This window comes from Pseudomonas lurida (assembly GCF_013522705.1).
Classification (GTDB): Bacteria; Pseudomonadota; Gammaproteobacteria; order Pseudomonadales; family Pseudomonadaceae; genus Aquipseudomonas; species Aquipseudomonas quebecensis.
Genome location: NZ_JAAMRE010000015.1, coordinates 85,622 through 104,120, shown reverse-complemented (window position 1 = coordinate 104,120; position 18,499 = coordinate 85,622). Strand labels below are relative to the sequence as shown.

Genomic DNA, 18,499 nt, shown 5'->3' with positions numbered 1-18,499 from the left:
CCCGCAGCTTCTCCCGGATTCAAGCTGCCGACATCCGAGAAGAAGTCGAGCGTCAGTATGCCAGTGGTCGTTATTGGCCTGAGCCTCTTATCCAGATCAACCCAAACTATCAGCGCAAGGGGACGGTGCAGCAACTTGCTGCGGATGGTCTATTGCACAAAGCCTGTGCCGAGCTTTTTCAGGTAGGCACTCGCCGTTTGCGGTGTAGCTGGAAGCGCAGCAACCAAAATTTTCGACCTGAGTCCTTGATGACCATGCGTAATCCATCGCCGTCTTCATAGGTTCGTGGTTCGGTCAAATTTTCGACTTGTTTCGCGGTCAGCTTGCCCATTTTTCTACTCAGTTCCCCCGCCGGTTCCCCCACTTTGCCGTGGAAGAGAGTGGTTCAAAACGGAAGTCACAGGAATAAAAATAGGCTGAAACCCTTGATCTAGCAGGGCTCTAGCACATTTCAGTAGATGAGGGTGGCTATCAAAAAGACATTAAAAAGCCGGCTTGTGGCCGGCTTCTCGCTGACTGCCTCGGCTTGTTTTTGACAAACCTCACCAGCCTTCAAATCGCTCAGCCCACATTGTGTCGGGCTGAATAGTAGGGGCATCCGCGGGAACTCCTCCGCATCGCCGAGCAGGGTGGATAGCGCAAAGCCACCCCCTGCCAAATGTGCGGCGCATGATACCCGCATTCATCTCAGTTGCCCACCTCGGGTTCCGATTTAGAGCCTTCCCAGCCCAAAAGATGCTCATCCAGCGGCACGGGCGGGCGGCGGTTGTTGAGGGTGGACCACCAGAATACCCAACCCACGATCTGGAAGTTCTGTTCGAAGCGTTCCTCGTAGGTGAGGTATTCGTCCGGGTGTTCGCCGGCGTTGTGGCTGCGCATGCGCAATCCGCCCCCAGGTCGGTTGTAGAGGTATTTGATGCGTAGCATCCCGTCGTGTTCGACGGCGTAGATTTCGCCGTCGATGATTTGGCTGCGGCCTCGGTCGATGGCGAGGGTGGCGCCTTGTTGGATGATGTCGATCATGCTGTTGTCGACCATGTAGGCGCCCAGTGCGCGGTCGGGGTTGACGTTGAGGGTTTCGAGGGCGTGCAGGGAGATGCGGATGCGCTCGGTTGAGGTGAAGGAGGTGTGGAGGGGAATCTCCACGTCGATTTTTTCCGGGCTGCAGGCGGGGCCTGTGAGGTATTTGCCGCTGTCTTCGCGGGTGGGCAGTCCTTTGCGTGCACTGGGTGCTTCCAGCAGGAAATTGGCCGGTGGGTGTTTGGGGCCTTCGCCGGTGCGCAGCCAACGGCTGGAGACGCAGAGCAGTTCTGCGAACTCGTTGAGTCGGCCCATGGGCACGCCGCGCTTGAACCAGTTGTTCACGTGTTGAGGCGTGACGCCGCGGTTCTTGGCGAAGTCGGAAGCGGAAAGATGAACTTCCCGCAGTAGTGCTTTTAAACGATCACCTGATGTATTCATAAACGCAGAGTTTACTGGCGGATAAAAACCATCAAATAAACCATGCGTTGATTTGCGCGTGTAGGTTTTGGCTTAGTTGTAGCCGGTTTTTTCAACTTTCTTGTCTGTTTAAACGTTAGTTGATGTTAGTTGAACTCGCTGTTTAATTTTTTCCAAAAAAAAAGCCCCGAATGAACGGGGCTTTTTCAATTGCCGGGGCAATGAGTAGCGGGTATCAGCCTTTGTAGGCCGCGACCGACTTCATGATCTCGGCGCGGGCGGCGTCTGCGTTGCCCCAACCGTCGATCTTCACCCATTTGCCTTTTTCGAGGTCTTTGTAGTTCTCGAAGAAGTGCTTGATCTGCTCCAGCAGCAATGGCGGCAGGTCGGTGTATTCCTTCACGTCCACGTACAGCTGGGACAGCTTGTCGTGTGGCACTGCGATCACTTTGGCATCGCCGCCGCCGTCGTCGGTCATGTTCAGGATGCCGACTGGGCGCGCGCGGATGACCGAGCCTGGGGTAACCGGGTAAGGGGTCACGACCAGCACGTCGAGGGGGTCGCCATCGTCGGCCAGGGTGTTCGGGATAAAACCGTAGTTGGCCGGGTAGAACATCGGGGTGGCCATGAAACGGTCAACGAACAGGCAGTCGCTGTCTTTGTCGATTTCGTATTTGATCGGCGCGTGGTTGGCCGGAATCTCGATGGCGACGTAGATGTCGTTCGGCAGGTCTTTGCCAGCCGGAATCTTGCTGTAGCTCATTGGGCGTTGCCCCCGTTAGTTGGCCAAGAAACTTGGCCGGATTGGCCTAAAAGTGGCCGCGATTATAGGCACATTCTGACGCCGATGCCATGCGCCAGACGTCGTACGGTTATTCGCCCGATGGCTGATAACGTGGGTCGTGGGCCTGCAGTTGGCTCAGGCGGGCCAATGGATCCTGGCGATAGAAGCAGCTGAGTTGGGCGTACACCTGTGGATAACTGGTGGCGAGCAAATCCGGGGCACTGAAGAAATATTCGCTGGTGACCGCGAAGAATTCCGCCGGGTTTTCGGCGGCGTAGGGGTCGATGGCAGTCTCGGCGTCGGGGTCGGCATCGAGTTGGCGGTTAAGGTCATCAAACGCGCTTTGCATCACGCTGGCCCACTCCTGCACGCGCATATCGCTGTGCAGCGGCGGAAGACCGTTGGCGTCGCCGTTGAGCATGTCGAGCTTATGCGCCAGTTCGTGGATCACCAGGTTGTAGCCTTCCCATTGGCCGCTCGCCAGCACACCGGGCCAGGCGAGGATCACCGGGCCTTGCTGCCAGGCCTCGCCGCTGTGTTCGCCGTCCCACTCGTGCTCGACGCCGCTGGCATCGCGATGGCGTTGCGGGCTGAGGAAGTCGTCGGGGTACAGCACGATTTCGTGAAAGCCCTGATACCAGTCCAGGTCGCCCAGGTTCATCAGCGGCAGTTGCGCCTGGGCGGCGAGCAGCAGGCGTTGTTCCTGATGCAGCTCGACGCCAGGCAGGGCGGTGAGGTGTTTTTCAGCGAGGAACACCACGCAGGCTTCGCGCAGCCACTGGTCCTGCTCGGCGCTGATGCCATCGAGGAAGGTCAGGTGGTGCCGCACCCGCTGCCAGGTGTCATCGGCAATCGGGTGCTTGGCCAGCAGGCGCCGGCGACGCCAGCCGCTGAGAGACCACATCGCCGATTACTGCTGGTTGGCTTCGGAGGAACTGCGGCCGAAGCGGCTGCGGAACACGCTGATGATCATCGGTACCAGGGACAGCAGGATGATAAACACCACCAGCAGCGACAGGTTCTTCTTGATAAACGGCACGTTGCCGAAGAAATAACCGAGGGTCACCAGGCCACCGACCCACAGCACGGTGCCCAGCACACTGAAGCCGAAAAAGCGTGCGTACGGCATTTTGGCGATGCCGGCGACGAACGGCGCAAATGTGCGCAGGATCGGCAGGAAGCGCGCCAGGGTCACGGTTTTACCGCCGTGTTTGTCGTAGAAATCGTGGGTTTTCTGCAGGTAATCGCGGCGGAAGATTTTCGAGTTCGGGTTACTGAACAAGCGCTCGCCGACGGTTCGCCCAATCACGTAGTTGGTGCTGTCACCCAGGATCGCCGCCAGCATTAATAAACCGGCCAGCAACACCGGGTCCATGCCGCCGCCTGCCGCGACGGCACCGGCGATAAACAGCAGGGAATCCCCCGGCAGGAAGGGCATGACCACCAGGCCGGTCTCGCAAAAAATCACCAGGAACAGAATGGCGTAGATCCATGGACCGTAATTGGTGACCAGCATGTCGAGGTAAACATCGAGATGCAGGATAAGGTCAAGCGGGTTGAAATCCATGGATGGCACCTGTGTGAACGGCCCGACTCGGCAGGCCTGTGCGGAAGCTCGGGTAAGTAAGGCTACAAGCGTATGCCGTGATTCTTACAACCCTGAAAGGTGCGCATTATACGGATTGATCGGTGAAAAGCGTGTTGCTTTTGTAGCGGGGGATGTCGTGGAGCCCGATGCGCTGATCGCCACAAATCCAGCGTGATTGCCAAAGTGGTGGGTCAGTTATAGATGGGCTGGCTGAGCAACCATTATCGGGGGCAAGCCCCTCCCATATTGGAGTAGTGTTGAGGCAACTGACTCAGAGCGATCCCGTGCATTCACACGGCACCACCGGCCCCCCACTGCCTAGCCACTATGCCAATAAGGCCAATGTGGGAGAGGGCTTGCCCTCGATAGCGGTGTGCCTGTCCGGGCGTCAGTCTTCGCTGATCGGCAGTGTGTAGTTCTTGAATTCGGTGTCCTCGCGAAAGCCGATCGACTCGTAGGTTTTCTGCGCCACCTGGTTATCACTGCTGGTGGAAACCCGCAGCCGCACCGCATGGGTTTCCTTGGCCATCTTTTTCGCCGTGCGCATCAGGTTATCCGCCACCAATTGGCGCCGCGCATCTTCGGCTACATAGATGTCATTGAGGATCCACACGCGCTTGAGCGACAGCGAAGAAAAACTGGGGTACAGCTGGCAGAAGCCAAGTAACTTTTTGTCGTCGTCATCGGCCAAAGCCAGATAGACCACCGATTCCTTGCGGCGCAGGCGCTTTTCCAGAAAAGCCCGGGTTGAATCCGGAAAGGGCAGCGCCCCATAGAACTCGCGGTATTTGACGAACAATGGGGTCAACAGGTCCAGGTGTTCCAGGGTCGCTTGAATAATCCGCATGCCAGGCCTCGACTTCCTAGGGGGTATGACCACACAAGCGGCCGTGACCCGATGCTGCCTAATGCCGCAAAAAAGCGCAATCGCGCGGCTATCGGTCATCTGGTGAGCTGAGCAGGAAATTTCCTTTCATCAGGTCCGGGTCGTCCGACTCGATGGTCTGAACCTGCGCCTCGTCCTTCAAGTTGACCCCCGATAACTGCCGACGGCACGCCTCCCGCATCAAGTAAAGCAGGCGATGCGCCGCCATGCCGTAACTCAACCCTTCCAGGCGTACATTGGAGATGCAGTTGCGGTAGGCATCGGTGAGGCCGACCTTGGGGTTGTAGGTGAAATACAGCCCCAGGCTGTCCGGCGAGCTGAGCCCCGGTCGCTCACCGATCAGGATCACCACCATTTTGGCGCCGAGCAATTGCCCGATTTCGTCAGCCACGGCCACACGGCCCTGTTCCACCAGAATCACCAGCGATAACGACCAGCCCTCGGCGTGGGTCTGTTCCTCCAGGCGGGTCAGAAACGGCACCGTATGTTTATGCACCGCCAGCGCCGATAAACCATCGGCCACCACCACGGCCAGGTCCACGCCGCCAGGGTTGGCCTGGGCATGCTCGCGCAGGGTCTGGGCCGAGTCGTCACTCAAGCGTCGGCCCAGGTCCGGGCGTTGCAGGTAACTGTGGCGATCGATGGCGGCGCTGTGCAGCAACAGGCTGTCCCGCCCGCGCTCGGCGAGTTGCCGGCTCAGGCCGGCATGGTCGAACGGCAGGTGCACCGCGTCGCGCGCCTGGGCGTGGGCAAACTGGAAATCCAGTTGCGCGCTGGTGGGAAGGCTGGTGCCGGTGCGGCCCAGGGCAATGCGCGCCGGGGTGAGGCTGCGCAGTTGCAGCCAGGGGTTGTCGGGCAGGTCTGGTTGCACGGTAAGCTCCTTCATCCCAATTGCGCCAAGGCGTGGCGAAACGCTGGTGGCAGGCTGTTGCCGAAGCGCACCTTGCCGTCGGCCTGCGTGAAGATGCCCATTTTCGCCAGCCACTGTTCAAATTCCGGTGCCGGTTTTAAACCCAGTGTCTGCCGGGCGTATAGCGCGTCGTGGAAGGAGGTGGTCTGGTAGTTGAGCATGATGTCGTCGGAACCGGGGATGCCCATGATGAAGTTGATCCCGGCCACGCCCAGCAGGGTCAACAGGGTATCCATATCATCCTGATCGGCCTCGGCGTGGTTGGTGTAACAGATGTCGCAGCCCATCGGTACGCCCAGCAGCTTGCCGCAGAAGTGGTCCTCCAGGCCGGCGCGGATGATCTGTTTACCGTTGTACAGGTACTCGGGGCCGATAAAGCCCACCACCGTGTTGACCAGAAACGGCTTGAAATGCCGCGCTACTGCGTAGGCGCGGGTCTCGCACGTCTGTTGGTCGACACCAAAGTGCGCGTTGGCCGACAAGGCGCTGCCCTGGCCGGTTTCGAAATACATCAGGTTTTGCCCCAGGGTGCCGCGCTTGAGGCTCAAGCCCGCCTCGTACCCTTCCTGCAGCACACTCAAGCTGATGCCGAAACTGGCGTTGGCTGCTTCGGTGCCGGCAATCGATTGAAACACCAGGTCCAGCGGTACACCGCGGTTGATCGCTTCAATGGAGGTGGTGACGTGGGTCAGCACGCAGGCCTGGGTCGGGATCTCATAGCGCTGGATGATCGCGTCGAGCATTTCCAGCATCGCGCAGATCGAGGCGATGCTGTCGGTGGCCGGGTTAATACCGATCATGGCGTCGCCGTTGCCATACAGCAGGCCGTCGAGGATGCTCGCGGCGATGCCGGCCGGTTCGTCCGTGGGATGGTTGGGTTGCAGGCGCGTCGACAGGCGCCCGCGCAGGCCCATGGTGCCGCGAAATTGGGTAACCACGCGGATCTTCTGCGCCACCAGCACCAGGTCCTGCACGCGCATGATCTTGGAGACGGCCGCTGCCATTTCCGGTGTCAGCCCCGGCGCCAGGGCGCGTAGGGATTGTTCATCGGCCGCATCGCTGAGCAGCCAGTCGCGCAGTCCGCCGACGGTCAGGTGGCTGACCGGGGTAAACGCCTGTTTATCGTGGGTATCGATGATCAGTCGGGTGACTTCATCGCTTTCGTAAGGGATCAATGCCTCTTCGAGAAAATGCTTCAACGGGATATTCGCCAGCGCCATTTGCGCCGCCACCCGCTCGCCATCGTTCTGCGCCGCCACGCCGGCGAGGAAATCTCCGGAGCGCGCGGGGCTGGCCTTGGCCATCACGTCTTTAAGGCTGTCGAAGCGGTAGGTTTGTGTACCCCCCGCGTGGGAAAAGCTTGCCATACAGTGTCTCCTTGGCGACGCGGGCCAGATGAGGTAACAGCGCCCGCGTCGAGGTTTACGGCTCAGTGCAAGGCGGCCTCTGCGGCCTGGATCGCCGCGAATTCCTCTTCGGGCGTGCCTGCTACCAAGTGATGCCGGCTGTAGAAAGCAAAGTAAGCAATTAATACTCCATAGATGATCGCCGCGCCAATCACCACCCGTGGGTCCACCAGAAAGCCCGCCACCACGGCCACGCAGGCCAGTACCAGAGCGACCCCGGAGGTGAAGATGCCACCGGGCGTGCGGTAAGGGCGTTCCATTTTGGGGCGACGGATGCGCAGGGTGATATGCGCGGCCATCATCAGCACGTAGGAAATCGTCGCGCCGAACACGGCCACCAGGATCAGCAGGTCGCCCTGGCCGGTCAGCGACAGGCCGAAGCCGATAACGCCGGGGATCACCAGTGCCAAGACCGGAGCCTTGCTTTTGTTGGTCTCCGACAACTTGCGCGGCAGGTAGCCGGCGCGGGACAAGGCAAAGATCTGCCGCGAATAGGCATAGATAATCGAGAAAAAGCTGGCGATTAAACCGGCCAGGCCCACCAGGTTGACGAAGCCGCCCATCCAGGTCGAGCCGCCGTAGGACAACGCCAGCGCTTCAACCAGTGGGTTGCCGGATTTGATCAGCGCATAGGTCCCCGCACCGCCCGGTGCGATCACCAGAATCAACAGGGCAAAACTGGTGAGCACCACAATGGCGCCAATCAGGCCGCGAGGCAGGTCGCGCTTGGGGTTCTTGGTTTCTTCGGCGGCCAGTGGCACACCTTCAACCGCGAGGAAAAACCAGATCGCATAGGGGATCGCAGCCCACACGCCAACGTAGCCGAAGGGCAGGAAGGTGCTGGCGCCCTTGGCCTCGGTCACCGGGATGTCCAGCAAATTGGCGACATTGAAGTGCGGCACCATCGACACCAGGAACACGCCCAGTGCAATCGCGGCGATGGCGGTGATCACAAACATCAGCTTCAAGGCTTCACCGACGCCAAAGATGTGGATGCCGATAAAGATGATGTAGAACGCCAGATAAATCATCCAGCCGCCAATGCCAAACAGCGACTCACAGTAGGCGCCGATAAACACCGCAATGGCGGCGGGGGCGATGGCATATTCGATCAGGATGGCCGTGCCGGTGAGAAACCCGCCCCAAGGCCCGAAGGCGCTGCGGGCAAAGCCGTAGCCACCGCCGGCGGTGGGAATCATTGAGGACAGCTCGGCCAGGGAAAAGCACATGCACAAGTACATGGTGGCCATCAGCAATGTGGCGAGGAACATGCCGCCCCAGCCACCCTGGGCCAGGCCGAAATTCCAGCCGGCGTAGTCGCCGGAGATCACGTAGGCAACACCGAGGCCGACCAGCAGCACCCAGCCGGCGGCGCCTTTTTTCAGTTCGCGTTGTTGGAAGTATTGGGAGTCGACTTTTTCGAAGTCGACGGAGGATCCAGTCGGTTCGCTAGGCATGGGGAAGTACCTTTCATTCTTATTGTTTTATGCAGCAAGGGCGATCGTCCCCACGCTCTGCGTGGGAATGCATCCCATGACGCTGCGCGTCACCTTGCGCAGGGCTTGAACCTTGCGCAGACATCGGGACGCGGAGCGTCCCAGGTGGCGTTCCCACGCAGAGCGTGGGAACGATCGAGGCGGGTTAGAAGAAGCCCAATGGATTAATGTCGTAGCTCACCAGCAGGTTCTTGGTCTGCTGGTAGTGATCCAACATCATCTTGTGGGTCTCACGGCCCACGCCGGACTTCTTGTAACCGCCGAACGCGGCATGCGCCGGGTACAGGTGGTAGCAGTTGGTCCACACACGACCCGCCTTGATCGCGCGGCCCATGCGGTAGGCGCGGTTGATGTCGCGGGTCCAGACGCCGGCGCCCAAACCGAACTCGGTGTCGTTGGCAATCGCCAGGGCTTCGGCTTCGTCCTTGAAGGTAGTGAGGCTCACCACCGGGCCGAAGATTTCTTCCTGGAATACGCGCATGTCGTTGGTGCCCTTGAGCAGGGTCGGCTGGATGTAATAGCCGCCGGCCATGTCGCCACTGAGCTGCTCCACCTTGCCGCCGGTGAGCAGTTGCGCGCCTTCGCCCTTGGCGATTTCCAGGTAGGACAGGATCTTGTCGAACTGCTGCTCGGACGCCTGGGCGCCAACCATGGTGTCGGTGTCCAGCGGGTCGCCGCGCTTGATCTGCTCGATCTTCTTCATCACCACTTTCATGAAGTCGTCGTAGATCGACTCTTGCACCAGCGCGCGGGATGGGCAGGTGCACACTTCGCCCTGGTTGAAGAACGCCAGCACCAGGCCTTCCGCCGCTTTTTCGATGAATGACGGCTCGGCTTGCATGATGTCGGCGAAGAAGATATTCGGCGACTTGCCGCCCAGCTCAACGGTGGACGGAATGATGTTGGTGGCCGCCGCGTGCATGATGTGCGAACCCACCGGGGTAGAGCCGGTGAAAGCGATCTTGGCGATGCGCTTGCTGGTGGCCAGGGCTTCGCCGGCTTCTTTGCCGAACCCGTGCACCACGTTCAGTACGCCCGGTGGCAGCAGATCGCCGATCACTTCCATCAGCACGTTGATGCCCAGCGGCGTCTGCTCGGCCGGCTTGAGCACGATGCAGTTGCCGGCGGCCAGGGCCGGGGCGAGTTTCCACGCGGCCATCAGCAGCGGGAAGTTCCACGGGATGATCTGGCCGACCACGCCCAGCGGTTCGTGGAAATGGTAGGAAGCGGTGTGTTCGTTGATCTCGGCGCTGGTGCCTTCCTGGGCGCGCAGGCAGCCGGCGAAGTAGCGGAAGTGGTCGGCAGCGAGCGGGATGTCGGCGTTGAGGGTTTCACGCACGGCCTTGCCGTTGTCCCATGTTTCGGTGATGGCCAGCAGTTCGAGGTTCTGTTCGATGCGATCGGCGATTTTCAGCAGCACCAGGGAGCGGTCCTGGGCTGAGGTTTTGCCCCAGGCGTCGGCGGCGGCATGGGCGGCGTCCAGCGCTTTGTCGATGTCTTTGGCGGTGGAGCGGGGGAATTCGGCGATAGGCTTGCCGTTGACCGGCGAGGTGTTGGTGAAATAGTTGCCATCGACCGGGGCAACGAATTCGCCACCAATGTAGTTGCCGTACTTGGCCTTGAACGAAACGATCGCGCCTTCAGTACCGGGGTGTGCGTAACGCATGGTGGGTATCTCCTGGCTTTTATGTTTATTGGAGTGCAGCGCTCAAGCGCGTAATAAAGCGTAGAGCAAAGGTTGGGCCAGCGCTGTGCACACCAGGTAAATCAAGGCGGCGGGCTTTGTTGCAGGGCGTTGCTGTGACACGCCTGGTACAGCCTGTGTGACAGTTTGTGCCACTAACGGTACAGCCCATGACCGATCAGTCGGCTCGGCATTGCATTGGCTGGGTGGCTGGGGGATGCTGGTCCCTCTCACGCCGGGAGAATAATAAGAACATGCACAACGATCATTTCAGTCGCCATGCCCAGCAGGTATTGACCGTCGCGCGCGGGCAGGACCTTTCCCACGGACCTGCCAGCGACCCCTCCATCGCTCGCTCCTGGCTGCGTTGCCTGCATGACTATCACCTCGACCCCGCATTGACCATGGCGCCCACCGTGCTTGAGCACGGTCGCCTGCTGGAAAGCCGCGAGCGCCTGCAGCACGTGCTGCACATTGCCGGCAGCGAAATGAACAGCCTGCACCAGCAACTCTCGGGCGCTGGCCATGCGGTGCTGCTCACCGACGCGCGCGGGGTGATCCTCAACTGTGTCACGGCGCCATCGGAGCGCAAGATTTTCGAGCGTGCCGGGTTGTGGCTCGGCGCGGACTGGAGCGAGGCCTGTGAAGGCACCAACGGCATCGGCACCTGCCTGGTGGAGCGCCAGCCGCTGACCATACATCGTGACGAACACTTTCGCGGCCGGCACACCGGGCTGACCTGTTCGGCGAGCCCGGTGTTCGACCCCAATGGTGACCTGCTCGCCGTGCTGGATGTGTCATCGGCTCGTGAAGCGGTGTCGCGCCAGAGCCAGTTCCACACCATGGCGTTGGTCAACCTGTCGGCAAAAATGATCGAGAGCTGCTATTTCCTGCGGCATTTCGAGCAGCACTGGCTGCTGCGTTTTCACCTGCAGGCCGAGTCCGTTGGGCTGTTCAGCGAAGGCTTGCTCGCGTTCGATGGCGACGGGCGCGTCTGTGCGGTCAACCAAAGTGCGTTGAACCTGTTGGGGCAGGTACGCGATGGTTTGCTCGGGCGCCCGGTGGACGCCTTGTTCGACTGTTCCCTGGATCAATTGCTCGGTCGCGCCAGTGCCACCGCCTCCAACAGTTGGCCACTGCGCACGCGCGATGGTCGACAGTTGTTTGCGGCGTTACGGGGCCAGTCGCGTAGTGTGCCGACCGTACTCGCGCCTGCGCCCAGGCCCGCGCCCCGGTCGGCGCCCGGCATCTGCCTGGGCGACCCGACGCTGCAGGAGGCTTTTCGAAAAGCGCTGCGGGTGTTCGAGCGCGACGTGCCACTGTTGATCAACGGCGAAACCGGTTCCGGCAAAGAAGCGTTCGCCAAGGCCGTGCACCACGCCAGCCAACGCGCCGATAAAGCCTTCATCGCCCTCAACTGCGCCGCGATCCCGGAAAGCCTGATCGAAAGCGAACTGTTCGGCTATCGCGGCGGCAGCTTTACCGGCGCGCGCAAGGAAGGCATGCCAGGCAAATTGCAACAGGCCGACGGCGGTACGCTGTTTCTGGACGAAATCGGCGACATGCCGCTGGCGCTGCAGACCCGGCTGTTGAGGGTGCTGGAAGACCGCCTGGTCGTGCCCATCGGCGGCGAGCCCCACGCGGTGGATGTGCGCATCATCAGCGCCACCCACCGTCATTTGCTCGAACGCGTACAGGACGGCAGCTTTCGCGAAGATTTGTATTACCGCCTCAACGGTCTGGAGGTGGGCCTGCCGCCGCTGCGCGAGCGCGCTGACAAGGCCCAGTTGCTGGACGTGCTGCTGGCCGAGGAGGCCGGGCGCCAAACGATCAGCCTGGAGCCTGCTGCGCGCCAGGCCTTGCTGGCGTTCGCCTGGCCTGGCAACGTTCGGCAGTTACGCACGGTGCTGCGCACAGTGGTGGCGCTGTGCGACAACGGGCGCGTAGGGCTGGCGGACCTGCCTGCACCGGTGCGCCAAGCGCCTGTGCACAAGGTGGCCGAGTTGCCGCTGGCGGATGCCGAGCGCCAAACCCTGCTGGCGGCATTGGAACGCCAGCGTTGGCACATGACCCAAACCGCAGAACAGCTTGGCGTCAGCCGCAATACTCTGTACCGAAAGTTGCGCAAACATGGGATTGCCCGTTTAACGGCGTTATAAATTTAATGTTCAATGATATAAGCACTGAGGTTGTAGGTTTTATGTTTCAACGTAGTCGGAAGTAAAAGGCTTTTTATTGTCAGGTCGGAATTGTCGTAGTCGTTGAGTTGGATACCACTCGCGGAACTGTTCCCGTGGGGTTGTTCACTCAATAAGTGCAACTAAAGCGATCCTTACAATAAAACTACGTGGGTGAACATGATGAAGATTGCAGCGCCATTTATTCCTTTACTTCCAATGCTGTCCCCCTCGGAACCAGCGCCTCCGGACCCGGCCGCAGGAGCCGATCATGAGCCTGCCGATCCGTCGCACGAGCGCAGTAAACGAGGGGCCAGAAGCTTTTTCGGGTTTGGACGAAGGCACTCCGCGCCGCCATCGCTCCCGCCGGTCGTCCACGCGCCTTCCGTGCCTAAATCTCCCCTCAAACACTCCGTGTCGTTGAAGCCAGTAATGCCTGCGCCGGTGGAGAAGTTCAAAGGCGCCGGGCAGGCGTTCCTTAATGCCGAGAGAATCAAGGCGAACGATGAGCTACTCATGGCCAATTTGCGCAAGCAAGCGCCGATCAGTGTGGCGGAGGCTGCCAAGCGGCTGATCGATGCGGAAAGTCTGGTCAAGGCCGGGGTGATCTCTACCGGACCGAATGCCAGCCGGGTAGCGCGCGATGCATTTATCAGTGCGGGCATCACCGGGCTGGTCAGCGCTCCGATCAACGTTGGCGCCTATGCCGGTTCGGCGGCGGCGGGGGAGTCGATCAAGTCATCGTATACGCCCGGGGTGCTGCCGCCGCCCTTTTTGCCAGGCGCCGCCAACTCGCCCAAGCCGGCTACCGTGGCAGTTGCGCCGACCCAATCGTCCACCGTGTCGACATCGCCGGATCCTCTCAGCCAACGCTTGGATGAAGTTGAAATGAAGTTGCTGGGGATGGCCTCGACCGTCATGTTTGCCTTGGGCGATACCAGCAGTGTATTTACCAAAGATGAAAACTGGCCATCCGAGCGTGGCGCGCGTTTGAATAACATGGAGAAGTTGCTCGGTGTTGCCGAGCAGCACTTTAAAAAAGCTGCTCGGCAGAATGCCTTGGTGTTCAAACCTTACAAACCCGGAGAGGCCATTCCCACGGAACCCAAGGAGCGCTTGGACCTTATGGAAAGAAAATTGGAACGCATGGTCGACACCTTTGAGAAGTTACGCTATTTGGCGGCCATGAAAGACAGTGAAAATAAAGCCGGTAATTCAACCGTCGCGTGAAAGATACCCAAGGCCAGGCGCAGGTCTGCTTCGCCTGGCCTTGGGCCGCATAAAGAGTGCGATTTCCCCCTCCCTGCGCTAACCTGCCTCGATGTTTTACGAGGTCGACTATGCACATTCATATTCTCGGTATTTGCGGCACGTTCATGGGCTCGATGGCGGTTCTGGCCAAAGAGTTGGGCCACCACGTCACGGGCTCCGATGCCAATGTTTACCCTCCCATGAGTACGCAACTGGAAGCTCAGGGCATTGAGTTGACCCAAGGCTACGACCCGACGCAATTCGATCCGGTCCCGGACTTGGTCGTGATCGGCAACGCCATGTCCCGTGGCAACCCAGCGGTCGAGTACGTGCTCAATAAAGGCTTACCTTATGTGTCCGGCCCGCAGTGGCTGGCGGATCATGTGTTGCAAGGTCGCTGGGTATTGGCTGTTGCGGGCACCCACGGCAAGACCACCACCAGCAGCATGCTGGCCTGGGTGCTGGAGCATGCGGGCATGAGCCCGGGCTTCCTGATCGGCGGGGTGCCACAGAACTTCTCGGTGTCGGCGCGTCTGGGCGAGACCCCGTTTTTCGTGATCGAGGCGGATGAATACGACAGCGCTTTCTTCGACAAGCGTTCCAAGTTCGTGCACTACCGTCCGCGCACGGCGATTTTGAACAATTTGGAATTCGATCACGCGGATATCTTCCCCGACCTGGCGGCCATCGAGCGGCAGTTCCACCATTTGGTCCGTACTATCCCAAGCGAGGGCCTGGTGATCCACCCGACCACCGAACCGGCTCTGCAGCGAGTGATCGATATGGGCTGCTGGACCCCGGTACAAACCACCGGTGTCGGCGGGCAGTGGCAGGTCAAGTTGCTCAGTGACGACGGCTCTCGCTTCGAAGTGCTGTTCGAGGGCGAGTCCCAGGGCATTGTCGAGTGGGGCATGACCGGCCAGCATAACGTCGCCAACGCGCTGGTCACTCTGGCGGCGGCACGGCATGTGGGCGTAGTGCCGGCGATGGGCATTGCGGCGTTGGGCGCGTTCAAGAGCGTCAAGCGGCGCATGGAAAAAGTCGCCGACGTGAACGGGATTACGATCTATGACGATTTTGCCCACCACCCAACCGCTATCGCCACCACGCTTGACGGGCTGCGCAAACAGGTCGGTACGGCGCCGATCATTGCGATTGTCGAGCCACGTTCCAACTCCATGAAGCTCGGCGCGCACCGCGACGGTTTGCCGGAGAGCGTCAACGATGCCGATCAGGCCGTGTGGTACGCCCCGGCCAACCTCGGCTGGGACCTGCCGGCCATTGCCGCACAGTGCACGGTGCCTTCGCAGGTGTGCGATTCCATCGAAGGCATCATCGCGTTCGTCAAACAAAAGGCGACGCCGGGCACCCATGTGGTGGTGATGAGCAACGGCGGCTTCGGCGGCCTGCACGGCAAACTGGCCGAGGCGCTCAAATGAGCGGCCCGGAACGCGTCACGCTGGCGATGACCGGCGCGTCGGGCGCGCCCTATGGCTTGCGCCTGCTCGATTGCCTGGTGCGCGAGGATCGCGAGGTGCACTTTTTGATCTCCAAGGCCGCGCAATTGGTATTGGCCACCGAGACCGATGTGGCACTGCCCGCCAAGGTGCAATTAATGCAAGCCTTCCTGACCGAGTACACCGGGGCGGCGGCGGGGCAGATCAAGGTCTACGGCAAGGAAGACTGGATGTCGCCGGTGGCCTCCGGCTCCGGTGCGCCGGCGGCGATGGTGGTGGTGCCGTGTTCCACCGGCACCTTGTCGGCAATTGCTACCGGGGCCTGCAACAACCTGATCGAACGTGCGGCGGACGTGACCTTGAAAGAGCGCCGCCAACTGATCCTGGTGCCGCGAGAAGCACCCTATTCGAGCATTCACCTGGAGCACATGCTCAAGTTGTCGAACATGGGCGTGACGATCCTGCCGGCGTCGCCGGGGTTTTATCACCAGCCGCAAACCATCGACGACTTGGTGGACTTCGTGGTGGCGCGCATTCTCAATCTGTTGAATATCCCCCAGGACATGCTGCCCCGTTGGGGCGAGCATCATTTGAGCAGCGATGAATAGGGCGCTGCTGGTGCTGATGGCGTTGCACCTGGCCGGCTGCGCCACCGCTCGCACGCTGGACGCCGCGCAACCGGGCGCGCCGGTGGTGTACGCCGGCACGCGGTTGGATTTATACGCAATGAATGGCGGCTGCTGCGCCAAGGACCGGTTTGGCGCCGAAGCACCGAGCTATCCCGGCGTCGACCTGCCGGCCAGTGCATTGCTCGACACCTTGCTGTTGCCACTGTCAGTGTTGACGGTGCTGGGGGTTGGGTTCAACGCCACGGGCGGGCTTTAGCCTGGGGTTATAGGTCGGTTGACACGCCGCCATCGGGGGGCACGCCCCCTCCCACATTTGGGCTCATTTACCGAGCTTGCGCAGCTCGTCCGACTCTACCACTCGCACCCCGTCCTGTTCTTCCAGCGCCAGGCGCCACATGGCGCGGGCCAGTTCGCACACTTCGATGCCGTGGTATTTACCCGGAATCAGGCGCGACAACGGGCCGGCCAGTTGTTCGGCCAGGCGTGGTTTGAGACGTTCGCCCAGCAGCAACGATGGGCGCACGATGGTCAGTTGCGGCCAGTCCTGAGCTTTGAGCGCCTGCTCCATTTCGCCTTTGACACGGTTGTAGAAGATCGAAGACTTCGGATCGGCGCCGATCGCGCTGATCACGATCAGGTGCCGCGCGCCCATTTCCCGCGCACGTTTGGCGAAGGCCACCACCATATCCAGGTCCACCGCGCGGAACGCTTCTTCGGAGCCTGCTTGTTTGATGGTGGTGCCCAGGCAGCAGAAAGCAATGTCCACCTGCCCGCTGAGCTGCGGCAGAAATACCGCCGGGTCGCCCACTGGGTTTTCGAGGCGCGGGTGTTCGGCCAATGGTTTGCGGCTGGGCGCGAGTACGCGAGTGACGGTGGGTTCGTTGAGCAGGCGATCGAGCAGGTGTTCGCCGGTAAGGCCACTGGCTCCGGCAAGCAGAATATGCTGAGGCGTCAAGTACATGGTGTTTCCCCCTTGTTACACGGTTCAGCTTAGTTGCCTTTGGCTTCCTTGCTATTCATTGAGACGCTTTCCAGCGCCTTTCGTGCCTGCTGCTTGCGTAAGAGTTGCCAGTGAGCGATCACGCCTTTGGGGGCCCATATCTGTGGTTCGGACGCTTCGAAATTGTCCGCCTGTTCGCGTTCGCTCACGTGCACCTGGGCCAGCTTGAAGGCTTGCTGCAAATCGTCGGTCTGGTTGAAGGCCTGGGCGAAGAGCGCATCGCCGAAGTAGGTGAAGTCGGCTTCTTCAGAACAGCCAAAGGACACCCGATCAGCCCGAGAGGCGGTCATGATCAGGGTGCGCTCGTCTTTGAGGGCCGGAATGAAGCCGCCGGAGTAGCAGGCGGAAATCACGATGACCTTGTCGCGGTTTTTCAAAGGGGCCATGACGATTGCCAGTTCATCGGCGGGCAGGTCGGCCAATTCCATGCGCGGCTGGTCCAGCACCAATTCGTGTTCATGGGTGCCGTGGCTGGTCAGGTAGATAAACACCAGGTCTTCCGGCCCGGTGCGCTCGGCCAGGGTCTGCACGGCGCGGCGCAGGCTCTCGCGCGTGGCCAGGGGGCGGTCGGTGATGTGATCGCGGTGGTTGACCAGGCGAATCTGCCCGCGCGCGCCAAAGCGGCTTGCCAGCAGATTGCTGACGTAATCGGCCTCGCGCAGGAATACGCTTTGTTTACCGTCGCCAGCCAGCACCAGGCTATACAGCTCCACGGCCGGCGTGGAGGTCGGCACGGCGGCGAGGGCGGCATCGAGTAACCGGCCCTGGGCCAGTACGCCTGTTTCCAGTGGGTCGGGCAACAGCCGGCCGTCGGCGTCCCTTACGCGCATGCCGTTGACCCAGGTGCCTGCCTGTACGCTGCCGTCGGCGAGCACGAGGGTGCCTTGCCCCTGATAGTTGTCGCTGTCGAAGCCGCCCACATAGAAGCTGCCGTCGGTAAGGTTCAGACGGCCTTCGCCGCTGAAGCGCCAGTCGGCGAACTGGCCGACGTAATGGCTGCCGTCCACCCCGATCAATTCGCCCTTACCGGTCAGCGATCCTTCCTTGAACTGACCGATCCACACATCGCCGTCGGCGTTTTCGTAGCGGCCCTTGCCATTGAGCTGGTTCTGTTTGAACTGGCCGACATAGATGTCGCCATCGGCGCTGTTGAAGATGCCGTTGCCCTCCAGCTGGCCGTCGACGAAGTGGCCGCTGAACTGGTTGCCACTGTCGTCGTTGCGCTGGCCTTCGCCATTGGGCTTGCCATGGGCGAACTGGCCCTGGTACTGGCTGCCGTCGGCCAGCTCAAGGCGCCCGAGGCCGGAATACTGGTCATCCTTGAATTCGCCGCGATAGGTCATCTGCCCCTCTTTGAGGGTGCCTTCGCCATGCCGTCGACCGTTCTTGAAACCGCCCACGTACTGGCTGCCGGCGGTGGTCAGGCTGCCCTGGCCTTCGAACAGACCCTGCCGGAACTCGCCTTTATAGACTTCGCCATTGCTGCCGTGCCATTCGCCCTGGCCATGCCACTGGCCCTTGTCGAACGTGCCGGCGTACCAGCTGCCATTGGGGTAATCCACACGGCCCTGGCCTTGCAGCAAGCCATTGACCACGTCGCCCCGGTAGCGGCCACCATCGGGCAGGCGTGCGTCCGGCGGCAACAGCGATTCGCCGTCTCCGCAAGCGGTGAGCAACAGGGCAAGGGCAAGTGGGGCGAGTGGGCGCATAGCGGGATCCGGATAATTGAGCGCCGAGTATGCCGCAGCTGCGCGTTTCATACATAAATTTACATACCCTGCGACGAGTGTG

General features: G+C 60.9%; 16 protein-coding genes and 1 pseudogene. 5 read left to right on the top strand and 12 right to left on the bottom strand.

Annotated features, from left to right (window positions below):
• Positions 1-190: 190 nt before the first annotated feature.
• The 10 genes and pseudogenes from G7025_RS26810 to exaC all read right to left on the bottom strand — a co-directional run.
• Positions 191-331 (bottom strand): annotated as a pseudogene (locus tag G7025_RS26810) (integrase arm-type DNA-binding domain-containing protein); the annotation flags it as partial.
• Positions 332-687: 356 nt separating this feature from the next.
• On the bottom strand, positions 688-1,461 hold the full coding sequence (locus G7025_RS14510) for a LexA family transcriptional regulator (protein WP_181079865.1): 774 nt from the start codon (positions 1,459-1,461) through the stop codon (positions 688-690).
• A 214-nt stretch (positions 1,462-1,675) separates the two neighbouring features.
• A complete protein-coding gene (gene ppa / locus G7025_RS14505) occupies positions 1,676-2,203 on the bottom strand; it encodes an inorganic diphosphatase (RefSeq protein ID WP_003176323.1) in 528 nt (175 codons plus the stop codon).
• A gap of 109 nt (positions 2,204-2,312) precedes the next feature.
• Positions 2,313-3,128: a M90 family metallopeptidase gene (locus G7025_RS14500; protein ID WP_181079864.1), complete on the bottom strand. Its 816-nt coding sequence runs from the start codon at positions 3,126-3,128 to the stop codon at positions 2,313-2,315.
• Between the two features lie 6 nt (positions 3,129-3,134).
• Positions 3,135-3,791, bottom strand: a complete 657-nt coding sequence (locus G7025_RS14495) for a DedA family protein (protein ID WP_181079863.1) — start codon at positions 3,789-3,791, stop codon at positions 3,135-3,137.
• A 409-nt stretch (positions 3,792-4,200) separates the two neighbouring features.
• A complete protein-coding gene (locus tag G7025_RS14490) occupies positions 4,201-4,659 on the bottom strand; it encodes a GNAT family N-acetyltransferase (RefSeq protein WP_181079862.1) in 459 nt (152 codons plus the stop codon).
• Between the two features lie 88 nt (positions 4,660-4,747).
• Complete coding sequence (eutC, locus tag G7025_RS14485; RefSeq protein ID WP_181079861.1) at positions 4,748-5,584, bottom strand: ethanolamine ammonia-lyase subunit EutC; 837 nt, start codon at positions 5,582-5,584, stop codon at positions 4,748-4,750.
• Positions 5,581-6,975 carry an ethanolamine ammonia-lyase subunit EutB gene (locus tag G7025_RS14480; protein ID WP_181079860.1) on the bottom strand — a complete coding sequence of 465 codons (1,395 nt, stop codon included), beginning with the start codon at positions 6,973-6,975 and terminating at the stop codon, positions 5,581-5,583. The genes eutC and G7025_RS14480 overlap by 4 nt, the downstream gene beginning before the upstream one ends.
• Positions 6,976-7,037: 62 nt before the next feature.
• Positions 7,038-8,471, bottom strand: a complete 1,434-nt coding sequence (gene eat / locus G7025_RS14475) for an ethanolamine permease (protein ID WP_181079859.1) — start codon at positions 8,469-8,471, stop codon at positions 7,038-7,040.
• Positions 8,472-8,655: 184 nt separating this feature from the next.
• Positions 8,656-10,176: an acetaldehyde dehydrogenase ExaC gene (gene exaC, locus G7025_RS14470; RefSeq protein ID WP_181079858.1), complete on the bottom strand. Its 1,521-nt coding sequence runs from the start codon at positions 10,174-10,176 to the stop codon at positions 8,656-8,658.
• Between the two features lie 272 nt (positions 10,177-10,448).
• Here exaC and G7025_RS14465 point away from each other — a divergent pair, with 272 nt between their 5' ends.
• The 5 genes from G7025_RS14465 to G7025_RS14445 all read left to right on the top strand — a co-directional run bounded on the left by G7025_RS14465 (position 10,449) and on the right by G7025_RS14445 (position 15,964).
• On the top strand, positions 10,449-12,353 hold the full coding sequence (locus tag G7025_RS14465; RefSeq protein ID WP_181079857.1) for a sigma-54-dependent Fis family transcriptional regulator: 1,905 nt from the start codon (positions 10,449-10,451) through the stop codon (positions 12,351-12,353).
• A gap of 450 nt (positions 12,354-12,803) precedes the next feature.
• A complete protein-coding gene (locus tag G7025_RS14460) occupies positions 12,804-13,601 on the top strand; it encodes a hypothetical protein (protein WP_181079856.1) in 798 nt (265 codons plus the stop codon).
• A 110-nt stretch (positions 13,602-13,711) separates the two neighbouring features.
• Positions 13,712-15,061 carry a UDP-N-acetylmuramate:L-alanyl-gamma-D-glutamyl-meso-diaminopimelate ligase gene (gene mpl / locus G7025_RS14455; protein ID WP_181079855.1) on the top strand — a complete coding sequence of 450 codons (1,350 nt, stop codon included), beginning with the start codon at positions 13,712-13,714 and terminating at the stop codon, positions 15,059-15,061.
• Positions 15,058-15,687 carry a flavin prenyltransferase UbiX gene (ubiX, locus tag G7025_RS14450; protein ID WP_181079854.1) on the top strand — a complete coding sequence of 210 codons (630 nt, stop codon included), beginning with the start codon at positions 15,058-15,060 and terminating at the stop codon, positions 15,685-15,687. The genes mpl and ubiX overlap by 4 nt, the downstream gene beginning before the upstream one ends.
• Positions 15,680-15,964, top strand: a complete 285-nt coding sequence (locus G7025_RS14445) for a YceK/YidQ family lipoprotein (RefSeq protein ID WP_181079853.1) — start codon at positions 15,680-15,682, stop codon at positions 15,962-15,964. The genes ubiX and G7025_RS14445 overlap by 8 nt, the downstream gene beginning before the upstream one ends.
• Positions 15,965-16,027: 63 nt before the next feature.
• Here G7025_RS14445 and G7025_RS14440 read toward each other — a convergent pair whose 3' ends face one another.
• Both G7025_RS14440 and G7025_RS14435 read right to left on the bottom strand, forming a co-directional pair.
• A complete protein-coding gene (locus tag G7025_RS14440) occupies positions 16,028-16,669 on the bottom strand; it encodes an oxidoreductase (RefSeq protein ID WP_181079852.1) in 642 nt (213 codons plus the stop codon).
• 29 nt (positions 16,670-16,698) lie between these two features.
• Entirely contained in the window at positions 16,699-18,417 is a 1,719-nt protein-coding gene (locus G7025_RS14435) for a C13 family peptidase (RefSeq protein ID WP_181079851.1), read from the bottom strand.
• Positions 18,418-18,499: the final 82 nt, after the last annotated feature.